This is a genomic window from Pseudomonas sp. B6001, assembly GCF_013386015.1.
Taxonomy (GTDB): domain Bacteria; phylum Pseudomonadota; class Gammaproteobacteria; order Pseudomonadales; family Pseudomonadaceae; genus Aquipseudomonas.
Map to the genome: position 1 here is coordinate 13,055 of NZ_JACAOX010000004.1, position 18,171 is coordinate 31,225.

19 protein-coding genes are annotated in these 18,171 nt (G+C 57.9%); 13 read left to right on the plus strand and 6 right to left on the minus strand.

Translation table 11 applies throughout. The features are described 5' to 3' along the window. Positions 1-8 precede the first annotated feature (8 nt). The 12 genes from HX821_RS06100 (at position 9) to HX821_RS06155 (ending at position 11,407) form a co-directional block, all read left to right on the plus strand. Positions 9-854, plus strand: coding sequence for a polysaccharide lyase (locus HX821_RS06100; RefSeq protein ID WP_371316146.1), 846 nt, complete (start codon positions 9-11; stop codon positions 852-854). Continuing rightward, positions 855-1,397, plus strand: a complete 543-nt coding sequence (locus tag HX821_RS06105; RefSeq protein ID WP_008435461.1) for a DapH/DapD/GlmU-related protein — start codon at positions 855-857, stop codon at positions 1,395-1,397. It abuts the gene before it with no gap. Between the two features lie 54 nt (positions 1,398-1,451). Then, a complete protein-coding gene (locus HX821_RS06110) occupies positions 1,452-2,414 on the plus strand; it encodes a hypothetical protein (protein WP_087694223.1) in 963 nt (320 codons plus the stop codon). A gap of 35 nt (positions 2,415-2,449) precedes the next feature. Then, positions 2,450-2,905 (plus strand): hypothetical protein, encoded by a 456-nt coding sequence (locus tag HX821_RS06115; RefSeq protein ID WP_023658755.1) that lies wholly within the window; start codon positions 2,450-2,452, stop codon positions 2,903-2,905. Then, positions 2,906-3,382: a glycosyltransferase gene (locus tag HX821_RS06120; protein WP_177035422.1), complete on the plus strand. Its 477-nt coding sequence runs from the start codon at positions 2,906-2,908 to the stop codon at positions 3,380-3,382. A gap of 54 nt (positions 3,383-3,436) precedes the next feature. Next, positions 3,437-4,864 carry a mannose-1-phosphate guanylyltransferase/mannose-6-phosphate isomerase gene (locus HX821_RS06125; RefSeq protein WP_134326350.1) on the plus strand — a complete coding sequence of 476 codons (1,428 nt, stop codon included), beginning with the start codon at positions 3,437-3,439 and terminating at the stop codon, positions 4,862-4,864. Positions 4,865-4,876: 12 nt separating this feature from the next. Then, a complete protein-coding gene (locus tag HX821_RS06130) occupies positions 4,877-6,220 on the plus strand; it encodes a UDP-glucose/GDP-mannose dehydrogenase family protein (RefSeq protein ID WP_003211357.1) in 1,344 nt (447 codons plus the stop codon). A 179-nt stretch (positions 6,221-6,399) separates the two neighbouring features. After that, positions 6,400-6,684, plus strand: coding sequence for a hypothetical protein (locus tag HX821_RS06135; protein ID WP_003211359.1), 285 nt, complete (start codon positions 6,400-6,402; stop codon positions 6,682-6,684). 85 nt (positions 6,685-6,769) lie between these two features. After that, positions 6,770-7,882, plus strand: a complete 1,113-nt coding sequence (locus tag HX821_RS06140) for a polysaccharide export protein (RefSeq protein WP_143495494.1) — start codon at positions 6,770-6,772, stop codon at positions 7,880-7,882. Positions 7,883-7,896: 14 nt separating this feature from the next. After that, positions 7,897-8,556: a YjbF family lipoprotein gene (locus HX821_RS06145; RefSeq protein ID WP_305883257.1), complete on the plus strand. Its 660-nt coding sequence runs from the start codon at positions 7,897-7,899 to the stop codon at positions 8,554-8,556. After that, positions 8,553-9,320 (plus strand): capsule biosynthesis GfcC family protein, encoded by a 768-nt coding sequence (locus tag HX821_RS06150; protein WP_134326352.1) that lies wholly within the window; start codon positions 8,553-8,555, stop codon positions 9,318-9,320. The genes HX821_RS06145 and HX821_RS06150 overlap by 4 nt, the downstream gene beginning before the upstream one ends. Beyond that, entirely contained in the window at positions 9,317-11,407 is a 2,091-nt protein-coding gene (locus tag HX821_RS06155) for a YjbH domain-containing protein (protein WP_177035423.1), read from the plus strand. The genes HX821_RS06150 and HX821_RS06155 overlap by 4 nt, the downstream gene beginning before the upstream one ends. Positions 11,408-11,671: 264 nt before the next feature. Here the strand turns inward: HX821_RS06155 and HX821_RS06160 are convergent, their stop codons facing one another. The 5 genes from HX821_RS06160 to HX821_RS06180 all read right to left on the minus strand — a co-directional run bounded on the left by HX821_RS06160 (position 11,672) and on the right by HX821_RS06180 (position 16,628). Next, on the minus strand, positions 11,672-13,066 hold the full coding sequence (locus tag HX821_RS06160; RefSeq protein WP_087694227.1) for an undecaprenyl-phosphate glucose phosphotransferase: 1,395 nt from the start codon (positions 13,064-13,066) through the stop codon (positions 11,672-11,674). 220 nt (positions 13,067-13,286) lie between these two features. Further along, positions 13,287-13,976, minus strand: a complete 690-nt coding sequence (locus tag HX821_RS06165; RefSeq protein ID WP_003211376.1) for a winged helix-turn-helix domain-containing protein — start codon at positions 13,974-13,976, stop codon at positions 13,287-13,289. Between the two features lie 32 nt (positions 13,977-14,008). Further along, the gene (locus HX821_RS31640) at positions 14,009-14,764 is read right to left on the minus strand and encodes an EAL domain-containing protein (protein ID WP_008435428.1); all 756 of its coding nucleotides are present in this window, start codon (positions 14,762-14,764) and stop codon (positions 14,009-14,011) included. After that, complete coding sequence (locus HX821_RS06175) at positions 14,757-15,485, minus strand: winged helix-turn-helix domain-containing protein (RefSeq protein WP_003211381.1); 729 nt, start codon at positions 15,483-15,485, stop codon at positions 14,757-14,759. Before HX821_RS06175 ends, HX821_RS31640 begins: the two co-directional genes overlap by 8 nt. Before the next feature lie 291 nt (positions 15,486-15,776). Beyond that, a complete protein-coding gene (locus HX821_RS06180) occupies positions 15,777-16,628 on the minus strand; it encodes a helix-turn-helix domain-containing protein (RefSeq protein WP_003211383.1) in 852 nt (283 codons plus the stop codon). 109 nt (positions 16,629-16,737) lie between these two features. Here HX821_RS06180 and HX821_RS06185 point away from each other — a divergent pair, with 109 nt between their 5' ends. Next, positions 16,738-17,148 (plus strand): hypothetical protein, encoded by a 411-nt coding sequence (locus HX821_RS06185; protein WP_003211385.1) that lies wholly within the window; start codon positions 16,738-16,740, stop codon positions 17,146-17,148. Here the strand turns inward: HX821_RS06185 and HX821_RS06190 are convergent. Beyond that, a complete protein-coding gene (locus tag HX821_RS06190; protein WP_177035424.1) occupies positions 17,142-18,137 on the minus strand; it encodes a LacI family DNA-binding transcriptional regulator in 996 nt (331 codons plus the stop codon). The two genes, HX821_RS06185 and HX821_RS06190, sit on opposite strands and share 7 nt — an antisense overlap. Between the last annotated feature and the right edge of the window lie 34 nt (positions 18,138-18,171).

The window sequence follows — 18,171 nt, forward strand, 5'->3', positions numbered from 1 at the left end:
CAACCGACGTGAAAAAGACAGCCTCGACGCTACTCATTGTGGCGTTCGCCCTGCAGGTGGCTGCCAGCGGCGCATCTGAGTTGAACGACCGTTGCGAGCCAGGCATCAAGAACATCTACCCGTCACTGCCGGACGTTTCGCAGATGGCCGACGGGCCCCAGGCGCAAAGCAGCATAAAGGGCAGGGCCAATCTGACGAACAAGGCCTACAGCCAAAAGATCAAGGACATTGCCGTGCATTTTCCGGCCGGCTCCTATGACCCGGGTTCGATGGTGCGCCTTGGGTTGCCCTACGGCGGCATTGAATTCAAATCCCCACTGCCGCAACCGGGCAGGGAATGCCTGGTACTGACCTATGAGTTGAAGTTCGACAGGAATTTCGACTTTGTAAAAGGCGGCAAGCTCCCGGGCCTCTACGGTGGCACCGGCAATACGGGCGGCAAGATACCGAACGGCCATGACGGCTTTTCCACGCGCTACATCTGGAAAGAAAAGGGCGTCGGCGCCATTTACGCGTATTTGCCCACCAGTAAAACCTGGGGCACGGCAGTCGGGTTGGGTTCCTGGATCTTTACGGTGGGGCAATGGCACAGGTTGGAGCAACTGGTGAAGTTGAATACGCCGGGGCAGGCCGACGGTGTGATTTCCATTTGGTACGACAACCAGCTGGTGCACTCGGAAACCGGGCTGACGTTTAGAGACACGCCGGAGATCACCATCGACGGCTTGCTGTTTTCGACGTTCTTCGGTGGCAATAACCCGTCTTTCGCCACGCCGGTGAGTACCAATATCCGCTTCAGGAATTTTGTGATGAGTTCACAGCGCGTAACGGATACTTCAGGGCAGGGCGAGTAGATGAAGAACCTGAAACTGAACATCAAGAAGGCCGCTGTTGCGCTGTTCAATACGCTGCTCAGCCTGGCGTTGTTTTTCAATCTGCGACGCGCGTTGCTCCGGGCAACCGGATGCCGGGTGGGCGCCCGCACCACGATCCACCGCAACGTGGTGTTTTTCTCCTTCGGCAACTTCTCGGTCGGGAAAAACTGCACGGTCAATTACGACTGCTACCTGGATAACCGGGCGGGCATCCGCATCGGCGACAACGTCAATATTTCCCATAACACCCGGATTTATACGCTGGGCCACGATATTGATGACCCCATGAGTGGCCTGGTGGGGAAGCCGGTGTTGATTGAAGACAATGCCTGGATCTTTCCCAATGTGATGGTGATGCCAGGCGTCACCATCGGAACAGGCGCGGTTGTTTATCCGGGCAGTGTGGTCACGCGCAACGTTGCAGCGTATTCGATCGTGGGAGGCAATCCGGCCAAACATATCCGCTTCAGAAACAACACTATTCGATACAACGCCGACTTTCCGATCTGGTTTGCAGTGTAAGCAATCTCACTGGCCCCACCTTTATTTATGCAGGACTCTGACGTGAAATCATTAATGATTGCATGGATTGGCTATCAACGACGCGCCGATACCATGAAGCAATACTGGGCGTATGACATTCTGCATCTGCCCAACCAGTTCAAGAAGAAATCCGCGCGGCCGCTGGATTACTTGATCAAGTCGTTTAAAACCCTGAAGACCCTGTTGGCCGGTTCGCCTGACGTGCTGTGGGTGCAGTTGCCGCCGAGCCCGGTATTGCATATAGCACTGGCCTACAAGTTTATATTCAACCGGCGGCTGAAGATTATCGCCGATGCCCACAACAGCCTGTTGCGCAAACAATGGATAGGCTTTCCGGGCACGGTAGCGCTGTTGAATAGAATCGATGCCGTCGTCGTTCATAATTTTAAAGTCAAAGAAGAGTTGGCCGGCCTGGGCGTCAAGGACACCAATATCTTTATCCTGGAAGACTTGCCGTGTGACTTTCACGCGGCGCCCGCCAGTGAGCGCGAGACACCCTATGTACTGTTTCCGTGCTCGTTTGATATCGATGAACCGATCGAGATCGTGATCAACGCCGCCCGGGAAATGCCCGGTGTCGACTTCCTGATCACCGGCAAGCATCAGGGCAAGCTCTCCGAGGAGCTCGTGGCGTCACTCCCCGAGAACATCAAGCTGACCGGCTTCCTCAGCAAGGCGACCTTTGAACAGCTGCTGTGCCACGCGAATGTGGTGCTCGGCCTGACCACCCGCGACAACGTTCAGCTGAGCGTGGCCAACGAAGCGGTCAGCGCCGGCAGGCCGATGGCGCTTTCGAATACCACGGTACTGCGCTCGTTGTTTTCCGAGGCGGCGGTGTTTGTCGACACCCTGGACCCGCTGTCCATCAAGGCCGGCGTCGCGCAGCTCATCGCCAATCAAGAAACCTATAAAGAGAAATCGGCCTTGCTCAAAGCCAAGCGAATAACCCGCTGGAAAGGCCAGGCCCAACTGTTAAGAACTGCCGCCACTATTTAATGATGTCTATTACACCTGACAGGAAGGGAACCGTCATGAGTCAATCAAGTGATGTTTTATTGATTTGTTCTGGAGGTGGGCACTGGGTACAAATGAGCAAGTTGCTGCCTGCCTTCGACGGTCAAAAAGTTACCATCGCCACCGTGGATATCAGCATTGGCTCGCAGTATCCAACCCATGCCTTCGCGCAAGTCCCGGACTTTAATCGCAGTGAACCGTTGAAGATCATCAAGGGCTTTTGCCAGATCTTTGCGATCGTTTACCGCAGCAAGGCCAGGTACGTGATCTCCACCGGGGCGGCACCGGGGTTGCTGGGGCTGGTCGCGGGAAAACTGATGGGCAAAAAGACCCTGTGGATCGACAGCATTGCCAATCCCAAGAAGCTCTCGTTGTCCGGCAGGATCGCTGTGTATTTTGTCGATGAGTTGCTGACCCAGTGGCCCACGCTGTCGCAAAACAGCCGCGCCCAATATAAAGGGAGGATTGTATAAATGATATTTTGCAGCGTTGGCACTCAAGCACCCTTTGAAAGAATGCTCGGCTACTTGCATGAGTGGAGTCATGCAAACCCGCAGGTCCCGATTGTTGCCCAGGTGGGCAATAACGAAAATGACCTGGGGCGCATTACGGCTTACAAGACCATCGCCGAGCCGCTGTTTTCCAAGAACTTCAATGCGTCAAAGGTGATTGTTTCCCATGCAGGCATGGGCAATATCATTCGCTCCCTTGAACTGGGCAAACCGATTGTTATTGTCCCGCGCGACAGTCGGCGCGGTGAACACATCAATAATCACCAGTACGACACCGCCGAAAACTTTGCAGACCTTCCCTCTGTGTTTATCGCCCATGATAAAGATGCGTTCTTTTCGGCGATTGATTCGGCGCTTAACTACAGCAGTGCCGAAAGTTCACTGGACTTTACCGAAAGGGACCGCTTGATCAGTTATGTGAAGTCATTCACTTCTTAAGTTTCGGCTGTTTGTCAATCCGCTCTTATTGCCTTTAATCATCGAGTAATCGTTATGATCCCAGTTATATTGTCTGGCGGTTCAGGCACGCGCCTGTGGCCGCTTTCAAGAGCGCTTAAACCAAAGCAGTTTATTGCACTGCACGGTGACTTGAGTTTGTTTCAAGCCACCTTGGATCGCATCAAGAACCTGTCGATAGAGGGCGAGACCGTCAGCCCGCCGATTATTGTGTGCAACGAAGAACACCGTTTCATCGTGGCCGAGCAAAGTCGATCACTGGACGTGATCCCGCAGAAAATCCTCCTTGAGCCGACCGCCCGCAACACCGCCCCGGCGATTGCGGCGGCAACCCTGTCGGCGCTGGCGGATGGGGACGATCCGATCCTGCTGGTGCTGGCGGCGGACCATGTGATCGGCGATACCCAAGCGTTTAATGCGGCCTTGACGCTGGCCAAGGTGGAAGTCAACAAAGGCAAGATCGTCACCTTCGGGGTTGTGCCCACCAAGCCGGAGACCGGCTACGGCTATATCCGTACTCAAGCGGCTGCGGTGGACGGCGCCGCGCATGTCGATGCCTTCGTGGAAAAGCCCGACCTGGCGACCGCGCAAGGCTACCTGGAACAAGGTAACTACTTCTGGAACAGCGGCATGTTCATGTTCCGCGCCTCGGTGATGAAGGCCGAGCTGGAGCGCCTGAGCCCGGAGATCATGGTGGCCGCGGAACTGTCCCTCTCCAACGCGGCCCATGACCAGGATTTCACCCGGCTCAGCCAGGTGGATTTTGTGAACGCGCCCAACGTGTCGATCGATTACGCGGTGATGGAAAAGACCCACATCGCGTCGGTGGTCATCCTCGATTCGCCGTGGAGCGACCTGGGTGCCTGGGACTCAGTGTGGGAAGCGGGCCTCAAGGATCAGAACCAGAACTGCACCCAGGGCGACGTGCTGCTGCAGGACGTCACCAACAGCTATGTGCATGCCAGCCACCGCCTGGTCACGGTTGCAGGGATCAATGATGTGGTAGTCGTCGAGACCGCCGACGCGATCCTGGTGACCACCAAGGATCACGCGCAAGACGTCAAGAAAATAGTCGCGCAGCTGACTGAAAAGCACCGGATCGAGAGCACCAGCCACCGCGAAGTCTATCGGCCGTGGGGCAAATATGACTCGGTGGACCAGGGCTATCGGTACCAGGTGAAGCGGATCACGGTGAAGCCGGGGCACAAGCTGTCGGTGCAACTGCACCACCACCGGGCCGAGCACTGGATCGTGGTGTCCGGCACCGCGAATGTGCAAATCGCCGACAAGCAAGTGCTGCTGACCGAGAACCAGTCCACCTACATCCCCATTGGCGTTGTGCACTCCCTCGAAAACCCGGGGCGAATCCCGCTGGAGCTGATTGAAGTCCAATCGGGTTCGTACCTGGGCGAGGACGACATCATCCGCTTTGAAGACCGCTATGGCCGCCTCGAGCTTGTTTAAAGGAAGATTGAAATGAATGTAACTGTATTTGGAATCGGCTATGTGGGTCTGGTGCAGGCAGCGGTGCTGGCCGACGCGGGGCATGAGGTGTGTTGTGTCGACGTGGACGCGACTAAAGTCGAGAACCTCAAGGCCGGCATTATTCCGATCTTTGAGCCCGGGCTGAGTGCGCTCGTCCAGAAGAACCACGATGCCGGACGCTTGCACTTCACCACCGACGCCGCGCAAGGCGTGCGGCATGGAGAGGTGCAGTTCATCGCCGTGGGCACCCCGCCTGATGACGATGGCAGCGCCGACATCAAGTACGTGCTCTCCGTTGCCGCGACCATTGCGCTCAACATGACCGAGCCGAAGATTATCGTTAACAAGTCCACGGTGCCGGTGGGGACGGCGGACAAGGTCCGGGCGAAGGTGTCCGAGGTGTTGACGTCGCGGGGGCTCGAGGTGGAGTTCCACGTGATCTCGAACCCCGAGTTCCTCAAGGAAGGTTCGGCGGTCGCCGACTGCACCCGGCCCGACCGGATCATTATCGGCAGCGACAGCAGTTACGCCGTGGACCGCATGCGGGAGCTGTATGAACCCTTCAACCGCAACCACGAAAAGATCATCACGATGGACATCAGGAGTGCCGAGCTGACCAAGTACGCGGCCAACTGCCTGCTGGCCACCAAGATTTCCTTCATGAATGAAATGGCCAATTTCGCCGAACGCTTGGGCGCCGACATTGAGGCGGTTCGTAAAGGCATTGGCTCCGATCCACGGATCGGCTACGACTTTATCTACCCAGGCTGCGGTTATGGCGGCTCGTGCTTCCCGAAAGATGTGCAGGCGCTGGAGCGCACCGCGTCGTCGATCGGCTATCAGGCAACGCTGTTGTCTGCCGTCGAGGAAGTCAACAAGCGCCAGAAGCAGCACCTGTTCGGGCATATTCACCACCACTTCGGCGGCCAGCTGGAGGGCAAGACCTTCGCCATCTGGGGCCTGGCCTTCAAGCCCAATACGGATGACATGCGCGAAGCCTCGAGCCGCGTGTTGATCGAACAACTGCGCAGCGTGGGTGCCCGGGTCCAGGCATTCGACCCCGAAGCGATGGCCGAGACCCAGCGCATTTACGGGATGAACGAAGACCTGTTGCTGATGGGCACCAAGGAAGCGGCGTTGCAAGGTGCCGATGCGCTGGTGATCGTGACCGAATGGCGGGAGTTCAAGGCCCCGGACCTGGACTTGATAAAAGAAAAACTGAGCACGCCGGTGATCTTTGACGGCCGCAATATATTTGATCCGCAGCGTATGAAAGCCAATGGTTTCGAGTATTACGGTATTGGTCGCGGGTTATCGGTACGCCCCGTTGTTTAATCCTGACGATTATTAACATTGGTGGTTTGAGCTATCCACAAGTGAGATGATTTCGAGGAGGTTAAGTGCGTGATCCAACAGGATCTTTGCGCAGTTTGCATAGCCTGTTTATCTCCGTTCCATCACTACGCCCTTATTGCATTATTTGATAAGGGGTAAATATCGAGAAGGAGTCTGATATGAGGAAAATACTGTTGGCCGGCGTGCTGGCCTTTAGCAGTACTGCGGCATTGGCGGCAGGTGAAGTCGCGAGCGAGGCCTTGAGCGATGCGGCCGGCGCGAGCGAGCCCCTGTCGTTGAGCACCCCGCTCGTGGGCGGCGTGACGCTCGGTGAAACCGTCGGGGTCGGTACCGCGGTAGTCGGCGCTGCGGCGGCGGCTTCCAACTCGGGCGGCAGTTCCAATGGCGGTACTTCCGGCACCGGCGGCACCACCGGTACAGGCGGTACCACCGGTACCAACTAATAACCCGCAATGTGTGTTGTTCAAGATCACCCGGAACTTCTGGGTGATCTTTTTTAGACTCGCCCTCGACTAGCGTAGTGCCATTATGATTCGTAGGTTACCTGTTCTTTTGCTGGCAAGTTTCAGCTTGCACGGCTGCATGTTTTCGCCTGGTCAACATATGGACACCAGTCAAATGTCCAGTGAGGGTTCTTCCGAAAGTACTCGGGTAGAGTTGATTCCCATCACCCCCAAATTGATTGCCATGGATGCCGCCACGCATGTTCGTGAATCGGTGCCGGCAGAACTGTTGTCTTATGTGCCCGGTGGCTATCGCGTCGGTGCCAATGACCTGTTGTTTATCACGGTTTGGGACCATCCCGAGTTGACGGCACCGTCCGGGCCGCAACAGCAGATCGACGCCAACGGGCGCCTGGTTCGCCCCGATGGCACGTTGTTTTATCCGTATATCGGCAACGTCCCGGTGGCCGGCAAGACCATTGAAGAGCTGCGGGCCTTTATCGCCGGGCGCTTGTCGCAATTTATTGAAAGCCCACAGGTCGACGTCAGCGTCCTGCGGTTTGCCAGCCAGACAGTGGTGGTGACCGGGGCGGTAATCAAGGCCGGGCAACAGCCGATCACCACCACACCATTGAGCGCCGTCGAGGCCATTGGGGCCGCCGGTGTCGACCCCACGAATGCCGACCTTTCGAGCCTGACCCTGACGCGCGACGGCCGTGAGTACACGCTTGACCTGGACAGCCTCAATCGCCAGGGCTCGCAACTGCAGGGCATCTACCTCAAGGGCGGCGACCGGTTGTACCTGCCCTATAACGACCAGAAACGTGTCTATCTGATGGGCGAAGTCAATCAGCCCCGGGCCCTGAGCTTCAAGGGCAAGTCGATCAACCTGACCGATGCCCTGGGTACCGTAGGCGGCTTGAACCAGACCACTTCCAATGGCAATGCGGTCTATGTGATTCGCGGCGTGGACAACCTGGAAGCCGAACCGGCCAAGGTGTTCCAGCTCGATGCCCAGTCACCTTCCGCGCTGGTGCTGGCCACCCGGTTCGACTTGCAACCCCAGGACATCGTGTACGTCGGGCCGGCCGGCGTGACGCGCTGGAACCGCCTGATCAGCCAGTTGCTGCCGACCGCCAGTGCCATTGGAATTGGTGCCCGATCGGCCAATGACCTCAGCGAAGTCAACAGCAGATAAGGCGTTATCCCGTGGTGAAAATGTTGCCTACCAGCGCCTGCCTGTCGATGGCGCTCTTGTTGTGCGGGTGTAACCCGTTGATGAGGGCGTCGTGGTACACCCTCGAAACCTCTGTGACGGGCCCGGCCCCGATCAACGTGACCCGCGCCCAGGTCGACGCGGTGCCATACCCGCAGATCCTGGTGACCACCGCCGTCAGCGAGGGCGTGATGGCCATGGCCCGGCGCCGGGGCGACCTGCAGTTCTGGGTCGCTTCCGGCAAGCAAGTGGTGATGATGCGTGACGGCCTGGTGGTACGCACTGTCGGGCTGGGTGTTTCCCTGGATGGCACGCGTTTCAGTGGCGAATCGCCGTTCAAGCGCGGCCTCCAGCATCTGCCCGACGGCTACACCGGCACACGCTGGATCGACCTCTACGACGGCAACCGAATCGGTATCGCGGTCAACAGCCGTTTCAGCAGCCACGGTATCGAGACCCTCCGCATTCTGGACAAGGATTACGCCTTGCTGCGCATCGACGAGCAGGTGGACGTTCCCACCTTGAATTTCCGCGCCACCAACCATTATTGGGTCGACCCGCAGGATGGTTTCATCTGGCGCAGCGAGCAGCATTTGACGCCCCGGTTGGCCCTGAAAATCGTGCAGTTGCGTCCCGACCGGGAGGCAGCCCGATGAAGTGTTCGAAGCTTTTATGGCTGGGCCTGTTGCTGATCGGCCCCGGCACTGGCCAGGCGGCCGTTACAGTCAGTGGCGATGTGCGCAGCCCCGGCGCCTTCGAGGTCAAGCCGGGGGCGCGTTTGCTGGACGTTATTCGTGTGGCCCAACCCAATGCAGAAAGCTACTGGTTGGGCGCCGCGTGGCTGCACCAGTCGTTGGTGAGCACGCAGGAACGCTTGAAGGCAGGGGTTTTGTTCGATCTGAAACTGCTGCAACGAGGGGCCTTGCTGGATGACCGTGGCTCCCGGGCGGACTTGAGTGCGCGTCTGTATCGACAGGTCGAACAGTTGCCGGTCACCGGCCGCCAGGTGCAAGTGCTGGACCCGATCGCCGTGGAGACGGGGTTCGCGCGCAACGCATTGCTGGATGACGGGGACCGGCTGGTCTACCCCGTGAGGCCGTCCACCGTGCAGGTGCTCGGGGCGGTCGCGCAGTCCTGTGATGTGCCGTACCGGGCCATGCGCGAGGTGCGGGATTATGTTGGCGACTGCACGGTCCTCGATGACGCCGAGCGCGATGACCTGTGGCTGATCCAGCCCGACGGCCAGGTACGGCGCGTGGGCGTGGCGGCGTGGAATCGCGAGGACGGCGTGGTGGCGGCCCCCGGCAGCAGGATCCTGGTGCCGATCCGCAGCGACGACCTTGAGACGCCGACCCCTGATCTCAACCAACAACTGGCCGAGTTTTTCGCCACTCAACCGTTGGCTGAGGTGAACCCTTGAATTTACGTTTTGCGGCTGTACTGCTGTTGCCTTGCGGGTTGGCTCACGGTGACCCCCGTTACACCCAAAATGATTTCGGCGGCGTGGGCCTGCTACAGACCCCCACCGCACGCATGGCCCCGGCGGGAGAGTTGAGCGCCAACGCCAACCGCACCGATCCCTACTCGCGCTACAGTTTTTCCCTGCAACCGTTTGATTGGCTGGAGGGTTCGTTTCGTTATACCGCCATCAGCAACCGCAGGTACGGCGCCGAGGCGTTGAGCGGAAGCCAGAGCTTCAAGGACAAGGCCATCGACTTCAAGGCGCGGCTCTGGGAGGAAAGCCGGTGGGCACCGCAGGTGGCTTTCGGTGCCCGGGACATCGGCGGTACCGGGCTGTTTTCCAGCGAATACTTTGTCGCCAACAAGCGCCACGGCAACCTGGATTTCAGCCTAGGCATCGCCTGGGGCTACCTGGGAAACCGAGGCGACTTCGGCAACCCGCTGTCGGTGTTCGGCAGCAAGTTCAACGACCGGCCCAAGAGCACTGCGGTCGTCGCCAGGGCAGGGGACGTGAACTCCAACGCCTATTTCAGGGGCCGCCCTTCGTTGTTCGGCGGGATCGCCTATCAAACGCCCTGGGAACCCCTGAGCCTGAAACTCGAATACGAGGGCAATGACTACAAGCACGAGCCGTTGGACAACCCGATCAAGCAGGACTCGCCGGTAAACATTGGCGTGGTCTATAAGCTGGCTGACAGCGTCGACCTGAGTGCGGCCTGGGAACGCGGGAATACCGCGATGTTCGGCATCACCCTGCACACCAACTTTGTCAGCCGCAAGGCACCGGTCAAGACCTATGACCCGCCCGCCGAACCGTTGCCGGCGCGCATGCCCACCACCCCGGCCGACCAGGTCAACTGGGCCAACGTCGCCGACAGGCTGCAGCAGAATGCCGGCTACAAGGTGGAGCGCATTGCCCGGCGCGGCTCGGAATTGATGGTGTATGGCGAGCAGCAACGCTACTTCTATTCAGCCAAGGCCGTGGGACGCGCCAGCCGGATTCTCGACAACAGCGCCAATCAGGATATCGACTGGTTCACCCTGGTGAACAAGCGCTATGACATGCCCATCGAAGAAACCAGCGTGCCCCGTGACACCTTCCGCGCAGTGGTGAACAACCAGCAGCCGTTGACGGACCTGCACCGTAATACCGAGGTCAACCCGGCGGTTGCCCATCGGGAAACCACGCTCTACAGCAGAAAATCCGAGCCGTTCAACTATGGCCTTGGCCTGGGTTACAAACAGAACATCGGTGGCCCCGACGGCTTGCTTTATCAGTTCACTGCCGACGCCGACGCGGAGTACCGTTTTACCCGCAATACCTGGTGGAGCGGCTTGCTCAGCGCCAACCTGCTGAACAACTACGACAAGTTCACCTACGACGCACCCAGCGGCTTGCCGCGAGTACGCACCGACCTGCGCCAATACATGACCACGTCCGATGTGACGATGCCGAACTTCCAGGTCAACCATGCGCAGCGCCTGGACCGCGACCTGTATGGCATGGTCTACGGCGGCTACCTGGAGTCCATGTACGCCGGGGTGGGCGGCGAGGTGTTGTTCCGGCCGGCGGGCAAGCACTGGTCAGTGGGCGCAGACCTGAACTTCGTGCGCCAGCGTGATTTCAACCAGGGCTTCGGCCTGCGGGATTACCAGACCATCACCGGCCATGTCACCAGCTATACCGAGCTGCCCTATGACACCCTGGCCGCCGTCAGTGTGGGGCGTTACCTGGCGCGGGACTGGGGCACCACCGTCGACATCTCGCGCCAGTTCAAGAACGGCGTGAAGTTTGGTGGCTGGGTGACGCTGACCACCGCCTCGAAGGAAGAATATGGCGAAGGCAGCTTCGACAAGGGTATCTATATTTCCGTCCCCTTCGACGAATTGATGAGCACCTCGACGATGCGTCGGGCCAACGTCGTATGGGCGCCACTGACCCGTGACGGCGGCGCACGCCTGAACCGCGGCTATTCGCTGCAGACCATGACTGACGGGCGTGACAGCGAGTTGTTCTATAACAACTTCGAGAAGATCACGGAGTGACGGTGCGGCATCTGCCGACAAGGTTATCGACTGCCCGGCGTTAAATGCGCCGGGCAGTCGCCAAGCCAGAAAGCTACAGCGCCAGGTGCAATGCCGGCGCGCAACACTTGCCTGACTTTCCTCTTTGATGACTATGCGAATGGCCCGGGCCCGGGCGTTGCTGTGGGCGCTATCGTTGCGTCTTGCGGGGAGCGGTGGCGGGGAGGGCGCACAACGCGCCTGGTGCCCCGCGCCGCCGATGCAGCGGCACGGGGAAGGGCGGGGTCAGTAGATGTCTTTGGACAGCAGGGTAAACGGCGTCTTGAACAGGATCTTGATGTCCAGCCACAGCGACCAGTTGTTGATATAGCGCAGGTCGATATCGACGCGTTGCTGCATCTTCTCCAGGGTCTCGGTTTCACCCCGGCAGCCATTGACCTGCGCCAGGCCGGTGATGCCGGGCTTGATGCGATGCCGCGCCATGTACGCGCGAATCTTGCCCGAGTAGTAGTCATTGTGGGCGACGGCATGCGGGCGTGGGCCGACCAGTGCCATATGCCCTTGCAGCACGTTGAACAGCTGGGGCAGCTCGTCGATGGAGGTGCGGCGGATAAAGCGCCCTACGGGGGTAATGCGTGAGTCGTTGCGGCTCGCCTGGCGCACTTCGTGGTCGTCATGCACGCGCATCGAGCGGAACTTCCAGACCTTGATCACCTCGCCGTTCCAGCCGTGACGATCCTGCTTGAAAATTACCGGGCCGGGAGAGGTAAGTTTGATCAGCAGGGCGAACAGCAGCAGCAACGGGCTGAGCAGGATGATCGCCAACAGGGCCAGGCTCTTGTCCAGCAGCGACTTGCTCAGTGCTGCGGTCGGCCGGCTGGTCAGCGGGCTTTCATTGAGGAAGATCGCGGGCAATCCATCCACCTCGGCCACGCTGTGGTTGAGCAGCAGCATGTTGTTGAGGTCGGGCACCCAGATCACGTCCACGCTGATCTCCAGCAGGTTGAGGTACAGCGCCTCGATGTGGGTCGCTTCCTGGAGAGAGTGAGTGATGTACAGGCGGCGGATACCGTGCTGGCGGATCAGCGCGGGAAGATCGGGCAAGTCACCGAGGATCTGAGGCTGGGTGCCGGCCTGGGGGGAGGTGGTGCGGGGACCTACGAGACCGACCAGAGGGGAGCGTTTTTGCCTGGCGAGAGTATTGGCCAAGTCGGTTGCAAGTTTTCCCGTACCAATAATCAGCGATTTCTGGCGCTCATGTAGTTGCCGGTGGTAGTACCTGGATAGACTGTGAATGGGAATGTAGCAAAGGGCTAGTATTGGATAGCTGACAGCAGCCCAGAGTAGCAGGATCTCGAAGGGAAACAGCGAACTGGCATTACAGGCTATGCCGACCGCGAACAATATGCCCAGGGTCAATAACCAGCCGGTGAATAATCGTCCCAGCCCAACAAAAAAGTCATCTTTTTTGCTATAGACGTCACATAACATGTAGGCCGGTATAGAGGCCAGTATTGTAATGGCTGCCAATATCCGGTAATGGGATTCCAATTGCCCGGTCTTGAAAAGTACCAGTGAAAACAAAAGTACAACGACCACACTCAGGGCAATTGCCCACTGTCCCCAAAAGGTCAGGCCTTTGGGTGTAAGGTTACGATGCATTCTTCTGTTGTTAAGCATACTTCTGCTCCCTGTGGTATCCACTCACGTGCTGGCAGGTTAAAGCGAGGCGTGGTTTTAATGACTATCAAATGGCAGGCGCACGCGTAGGCGTGCGTATTGATAGTAATAAATGGCAGGGAGCAATGGCTGACGACTTATAACGCGGTCATGTTGTTATAAAATGGCAGATAGAAAGGCGTTCTAATAGGCAGGGTGAATTGTAATTTTTATGAAATAATTATTGTTCTGTGACGTTTGCGCGACTGCTCAGCGGGCTTTTTATTTTTTGTGTCAGGCAGTAGCCACGGTTACGCACCGCGCGGAACAGGCGTTCGCCATCATTCACGCGCTTGAACTTGTCCTGCAATCGGCTAAGGCACATTTCAAGCCCGCGATAGAGGTCGGGCTCACGTCCGATGTTGCGGATAAGTTCTTCCTTGCTGACCACACGTTCTTCATGGTTCAACATTTTCTTGATCAATGCCGACTCAATAGTGGTCAAGGAAATGCGTAGCCCACCTTTCACCAGCGCACGATCTTGCTGGGTAAGTAGCCAGACATCGGGGCCGCGTAATGCAGAGGATGAGTTAACTGTTTCCGCGGTGGTGTTATTCAGGTCCGTGTGTGTGACGTCTGATTTTAGAGCCGTGATGTTAGGTTTTTTTGATGCGTCGTAAAGTTGTCGGGTCAGCCGATTACTGGCTTCGTAAAGTCTTTTGGCGGCGACATAGTTACTGAGCCACAGATTGAAATTCTGCTCTTTGGTAACGGCGTAGGAACTGGTCGAAGCGTCCGATGTTTTTTCCACGGTTTCGATCAGCGGCCCGCTGTCGACGTCGTAATGTAAAAATGCCACATTTGGCGTGAAATCGTGCAGTGCGATTGACGGGTACGTCGATGTAAATGTGTGTTTCTTGAGAGAACTCATGGCATTCACCGATTCCAGGAAAGTACGGGGGTTCATAAACTATCAGCAGGGGAGAAGTAGGGGCCCTGAAAATAGTCAAAAGGCAAGCGTCTGGCGAGAAGTGCGCTGTCGGCGTGCTCGACGTTGTCGGCGATGAAGGAGACCCGGGTGGTGCTCATCAGCCCCAGCATCTGGTCGTAAAGCCGGTCGAACAGGCCCGAGCGGGTGTTCAGACTGAGCCTGAGGGCCGAGTCTGGAAAAGGCATTTTTATATAGTCATAAAGACTCAAGTCGATCAGCAGGTCGGTGTTTTTTGTATTTAATGTGTAATTGTTATAGGCAAGCTTCAGGTTGCTCTGGTCTTTCAGGCTATACAGTTGACGGATCATGCTCCGGCGTTCCAGCGGGCCCGGAAGGGTGTCCAGCGTGTTTTCAACGCTGACAATGAGTTGTTGTCTGTTTTTTTCCAGCGTGTGTGAAGTATCGATAATTTCCTTGAGCAGGTCCTCATTCATCAACAGCGATTGCTCAACTCGGAAAAACTTGTGGAGGCCCGGGCTTTTGTCCGCGCGCAAACGTTTACTTGTGCGGGCAAATGAACTCGGCCTGGCATGTTGCAGGGCTTCGCTGTAGGCGTCTTTAAGTTGTTCGGAATAAAACGGACAGGCGTCATCACGCGGGCTGTCGAGCGCAGGCTCGGCGTGGACGCGGATCTCACTGCCCCACAGCGTGCAACTTCGTTCAAGTATCGCTTGCCGCGAAAAGGTGAAGCAGGCTGACGCCTCACGTAATAAGGTTCCGCTATTCACGGTTCGACCGCTCCCTGACGGGGTGGATATGATTAACCGAAGCCAGCCCTCTGCTTAGTTTGTAGCCGTAACCGCGAATGCTCTGAATTATATTGCTTCCGTAATGTGATTTTATTTTGCCACGTAACCGGCTAATCGATTTTTCGAGGGCCCTTGAATCATAAAATCGGGGATTCAGCCCCATTACAACGGCGATTTCATCATGGCTGAGCAATCGATTATGAATGAGCGCTTCCAGTACTTTCATTTCGACAAAGGACACTTCGAGCTTTTTGCCACCCCCGTAGATGCACATGCGATCCTGATCGAGTAGCAAATCAGTATTACTTAGCCAGTATGTCTCGCTGAGGAACGCGGCAAACAGGGCAAGTTTTTTCTCGGGCGAGCTCTCGACGACCTTTATGCAGTAATCGGCGCCTGCGAGATAATATTTGGTTTTGCTTAGTGTAGTGGCGAAGGTGACAACCAGGAAAATGGTGCTGCCAGGATTTTCCGATCTGGTTTTTTTAATGATGTCCAGCGTTTGGGTGCTGGCAGAGGGGGTGTCGATCTCTATGATGATGGCACGGTAATGTCCATGGCTTGCATAGGGACCGATTAGTTGGCCGTAGGAGCGTGTATCGACTTTTAGATTTTTCGGTACAGTACGAACTATAAGCTCGCTGAAGTCCTCGGATTTCGATGGGGTCCGTGCAATAGCGAGGACGTTGGAAAAATGCATCACGTTGCTCCCTTTTCCGGCATGCGAGGCCGTCAATTCAATCGCTGCAGGCGTTTAGATGTTAATCGAATTGAATACGCCAAAACGTGACAAATTTTAACATTCGGCACTTTATTTGCGGGGGGTAAGGCGGATTTCAGGCGGGTGTTGAGAGCGGGTTTGTGGACCGGAGTACTCATATGCTAGTGCAAATTTTTTAGTGTGCGATAAGTATTTTAGGCGGGTTGATTTTTTTTGGCTGGAATGATTTAAGCCTTCTAGTCCCTTAGCTCTAAAAATGCTTATACGTGACTATTTATAATAATCCAGCAAGGCGATAGCGGGCGTCGTGTGCTGGGGGATGCTCGCGCGGTCGGCCAGGTAGCGCGCCGGCGGTTGGCCGATGGCCTTGCGGAACATGGTGATAAAGCCGCTGGCGTTTTCATAGCCGAGGTCCAGTGCCACCGTCTGCACACTTTCGCCTTTCGCCAGGCGCTGCAGTGACAGGATCACATGCAGTTGCCTGCGCCAGCGGCCGAAACTCAGGCCGATCTCCTCCAGCAACAAGCGCGTCATGCTGCGTTCGCTCATGCCGATGCGTACGGCCCATTCGCCCAGGGTGGCCTTGTCGCTGGGGTTGGCCAGCAAACTGTCGGCCAGGCGCCGCAGCCGAGTGTCCCGGGGCATGGGCAGGTGCAGGGCCTCCACCGGTGCCAGTGCCAGTTCGTCCAGCAGCGTGGCCACCAACCGGCCCTGGGCGCCCTCGGTGTCGTACAGCGGCGGGAAGCTGACGGCCTTGCTGATCAATTCGTGTAACAACGGCGATACCGCCAGGGTGCAGCATTGCCGGGGCAGGGCGCCGGCGGCGTCGGGGTCGACCAACAGACAGTAGATATCCGCTGCCCCCGACCCGCGCGCGGCATGGGAAAGGCCGCCCGGAATCCACAACGCGCACTGGGGGGGCACGATCCAGATACCTTCTTCGATGACGCAATGAATCACCCCGCGCAACGTGTACATCAACTGGCCTTTGCGGTGCTGGTGCGGTGCGTGCTCCCAACTCGCAGAAGTGCTTGAGGCGCTCACTGCAACCACCGCACGGGGAATTGCATCGGCGAGGGCCGGGCGCAAGGGGTCACGGGTTTCGAGGCGGTGGTTGTACATGGCGGCGCGGCGTCTTGGCTGGAATGCGAAACATTCTGGCCATTCTGTGCAATGGCGTCCAGTGATGGCATGGCTATCATGAGAAACATTCTCGTTAAAGGAGCTTCCCATGCAACTCGACAGTTCAACATTCCCCGTGGTGAAAATCGTGTTTGACGCCCCCAGCGACACCCCCCCGCAAGATACCTTTGGCGCATTCGAGGCCTTGTTGCAGCGCGAGGAACCCTTCGTCCTGCTGCACGAGAAAGCCGTGGATGAAAGCACTCACGAGCACTCCCACGAAGAGCGCAAACAGGCCTCGATCTGGATGAAGAAGCACAAGGTGGCCCTGCGTACTTTCGTCAAAGGCATGATTCAGGTGGAGCCCAGCGCAGCCAAGCGCCTGGCGCTCAAGCCGTTTGCCGTGATGTTCGGCAAGGCGTGGGGCTACCCGTTGCTGGTGGTGGAATCCACGGATCAGGCCTGGGCATTGGCGCGGGACGTGCTGGATACCCAGGTGTCGGATGTGGCGCACTACTGAGTGTGGGGCGCTGCCGTGCTGCCGCGTACTGTGAGTTCGAATGGCACCACTACCTGACGCTCCGGCAGCGGCGTTTTCTCGATCAGTGCGATGAGCATCTCCACGGCCTTGCGTCCGAAGATTTCGGCAGGCTGGGCAATGGTGGTCAGCGGCGGGTCGCAGTAGGCGGCGAAGGGGATGTCATCAAAGCCCACCAGGGAAATATCCTGGGGCACGCGCAGGCCCTGTTGCTTGATGCGCTTCAAGGCGCCGATGGCCATTTCGTCGTTCTCGCAGAACAGCGCAGTGGGCCGCTCGGGCAGGGCGAGCATGTTGCCTGCGCCCTCGAAACCGGCGTGCAGGGTGAAGTCGCCGTGGCAGATAAGCGCCGGGTCGCGGGGGATGCCCGCCGCGAGCAAGGCATCTTCATAACCGGCCACGCGGTCACGGGTCAGTGGGCTGCTTTTCGGGCCTTTGATCAAGCCGATGCGGCGGTGGCCGAGGTCGATCAAGTGCTGGGTCATGGCCCGGGCGGCGCCACGGTTGTCGAGGCTGATGGTGGGGTGGCGACCGTCCTGGATCACCTCGCAGGCGTTCACCAGTGGCGGTGAGTCGCTGCAGTCGCTGAATGGGTCTGAGGCCCGCAACTGAATCACACCGTCGGCCTGATGGGCGTGGACCAGTTCGGCGAACTGTTTTTCGATTTCTGCCTGGCCCCGAGTGTCGCATAACAGCAACCGATAACCCGATGCCTGCGCCGCTTGCTGTGCACCGCTGATGACCCGGGCGAAAAACGTGTTGGCAATCGCCGGCACCAGGATCACCAGGTTACCGGTGCGCCGCGAACGGAATTGCACCGCCATGCGGTTCGGCCGGTAGCCGGTCTGTTCCACGGCGGCGTTGACCTTGTCGCGGGTCTCGGGCAACACGCGTTCAGGGCTGGCCAGGGTTCTGGACACGGTGGCCACCGAGACCCCGGCCAGGCGGGCGACTTCACGAATATTGGACAAGACCACCTCGTTTTCAGAACAGCAGCCTGCAAGT